Source organism: Clostridioides sp. ZZV15-6597, assembly GCF_020657815.1.
In the GTDB taxonomy this organism is placed as follows: Bacteria; Bacillota; Clostridia; order Peptostreptococcales; family Peptostreptococcaceae; genus Clostridioides.
The window spans coordinates 1-2,977 of record NZ_JAGWCT010000194.1 but is presented as its reverse complement, the minus strand read 5'-3'; the positions used below and the strand labels follow the sequence as shown (position 1 = coordinate 2,977).

1 rRNA gene is annotated in these 2,977 nt (G+C 49.2%); it reads right to left on the bottom strand.

The window, feature by feature from the left end:
• Positions 1 to 19: 19 nt before the first annotated feature.
• A 23S ribosomal RNA gene (locus KGF52_RS20670) occupies positions 20 to 2,918 on the bottom strand.
• Between the last annotated feature and the right edge of the window lie 59 nt (positions 2,919 to 2,977).

Genomic DNA, 2,977 nt, shown 5'->3' with positions numbered 1-2,977 from the left:
AATGAACATCAAATAAATATTGGTCAAGTCCTCGACCTATTAGTATCGATAAGCTAAATACATTGCTGCACTTACACCTTCGACCTATCAACCAGATAGTCTTTCTGGGGTCTTACCCTTGCGGTGGGAAATCTTATCTTGAAGTTGGCTTCGCGCTTAGATGCTTTCAGCGCTTATCCATTCCGTACATAGCTACCCAGCCATGCCCTTGGCAGAACAACTGGTACACCAGAGGTACGTCCATCCCGGTCCTCTCGTACTAAGGACAGGTCTCCTCAAATTTCCTACGCCTGCGACGGATAGGGACCGAACTGTCTCACGACGTTCTGAACCCAGCTCGCGTACCACTTTAATGGGCGAACAGCCCAACCCTTGGGACCTACTACAGCCCCAGGATGTGATGAGCCGACATCGAGGTGCCAAACCTCCCCGTCGATGTGGACTCTTGGGGGAGATAAGCCTGTTATCCCCAGGGTAGCTTTTATCCGTTGAGCGATGGCCCTTCCACGCAGAACCACCGGATCACTAAGTCCGATTTTCATCCTTGCTCGACCTGTATGTCTTGCAATCAAGCTCTCTTTTGCCTTTACACTCTACGTACGATTTCCGACCGTACTGAGAGAACCTTTGAGCGCCTCCGTTACCTTTTGGGAGGCGACCGCCCCAGTCAAACTGCCCACCTGACAGTGTCCCAAGACCAGATTCATGGCCTATGGTTAGAGTCCCAGTACTACAAGGGTGGTATCCCAAGGATGGCTCCGCCAAAACTGGCGTCCTGGTTTCAAAGCCTCCCACCTATCCTGTACATGTAGTACCAAGACCCAATGTCAAGCTACAGTAAAGCTCCATGGGGTCTTTCCGTCCTGTCGCAGGTATCCGGCATCTTCACCGGAATTACAATTTCACCGAGTCTGTTGTTGAGACAGTGCCCAAATCGTTACGCCTTTCGTGCGGGTCGGAACTTACCCGACAAGGAATTTCGCTACCTTAGGACCGTTATAGTTACGGCCGCCGTTTACTGGGGCTTAAGTTCACTGCTTCGATTGCTCTAACAGATCCCCTTAACCTTCCAGCACCGGGCAGGCGTCAGCTCCTATACATCGTCTTGCGACTTAGCAGAAACCTATGTTTTTGGTAAACAGTCGCTTGGGCCTATTCTCTGCGGCCACCGTATGGTGGCACCCCTTATCCCTAAGTTACGGGGTCATTTTGCCGAGTTCCTTAACAACAGTTCTCTCGCGGGCCTTAGGATACTCTCCTCACCCACCTGTGTCGGTTTGCGGTACGGGTACCTTTAACCTCGATAGAGACTTTTCTTGACAGTGTGAAATCAGCTACTTCGCTACTAAATTTCGCTCCCCATCACATCCCAGCATTATCAAAGCGGATTTACCTACTCTGACTGCCTCAATGCTTGGGCACACATAACCAACAGTGTGCTTAGCTTATCCTACTGTGTCATCCCATCTCTCAAACGGTTATCGGTAGTACAGGAATATCAACCTGTTGTCCATCACCTACGCCTTTCGGCCTCAGCTTAGGTCCCGACTAACCCAGGGCGGACGAACCTTCCCCTGGAAACCTTGGGTTTACGGCCTGTGGGATTCTCACCCACATCTCGCTACTCATGCCAACATTCTCACTCCCATACTGTCCACATGTCCTTACGGTCATGCTTCAACCCGTATGGGAAGCTCCCCTACCCATCATTACTGATGCCGTAGCTTCGGTAGTAAGTTTTAGCCCCGGAAATCTTCGGCGCAGGATCACTCGACCAGTGAGCTATTACGCACTCTTTGAATGAGTGGCTGCTTCTAAGCCAACATCCTGGTTGTCTGTGCAATCCCACATCCTTTACCACTTAACTTACATTTAGGGACCTTAGCTGACGATCTGGGCTGTTGCCCTTTCGACTATGAATCTTATCACCCACAGTCTGACTCCCAAGTATAAGATGACGGCATTCGGAGTTTGATAGTCTTCGGTAGGTGCAATACCCCCTAGGACATTCAGTGCTCTACCTCCGTATCTCTCACCTTGAGGCTAGCCCTAAAGCTATTTCGGGGAGAACCAGCTATCTCCGGGCTCGATTGGAATTTCACCGCTACCCACAAGTCATCCCCGAGCTTTTCAACGCTCGTGGGTTCGGACCTCCACGAAATTTTACTTTCGCTTCATCCTGCTCATGGGTAGGTCGCCCGGTTTCGGGTCTACGTCAAGTAACTGAACGCTCAGTTAAAACTCGCTTTCGCTACGGCTCCACACCTTAAGTGCTTAACCTTGCTACTTAACGTAACTCGTTGGCCCGTTCTACAAAAAGTACGCGGTCACACAAGAAATGTGCTTCCACAGCTTGTAAGTGCAGGGTTTCAGGTTCTATTTCACTCCCCTCCCGGGGTTCTTTTCACCTTTCCCTCACGGTACTATACGCTATCGGTCACTAGGTAGTATTTAGCCTTGGAGGGTGGTCCCTCCTGCTTCCCACAGGGTTTCACGTGTCCCGTGGTACTCTGGATCATATCTGAAGTTTTCTCGTTTGACATACAGGACTATTACCTTCTGTGGTGGGTCTTTCCAAACCTCTTCAATTACGATACCTCTTCGTTTAAGATATGTCCGCAACCCCAATAAAGAAAACTTTATTGGTTTGGGCTATTCCGCGTTCGCTCGCCGCTACTTACGGAATCGAATTTCTTTCTCTTCCTTCAGGTACTTAGATGTTTCAGTTCCCTGAGTTCCCCTCATTAAGCTATGTATTCACTTAATGATACTTAGACATTACTCTAAGTGAGTTTCCTCATTCGGAAATCTTCGGATCAAAGTTTACGTGCAACTCCCCGAAGCTTATCGCAGCTTATCGCGTCCTTCATCGGCTCCTAGTGCCAAGGCATCCGCCCTGCACCCTTAATAACTTGACCAGTTAAAAAGGTTTGATAGATTAGAAGCTATCAACTTCGATAATTTTAAAAAGTTATCA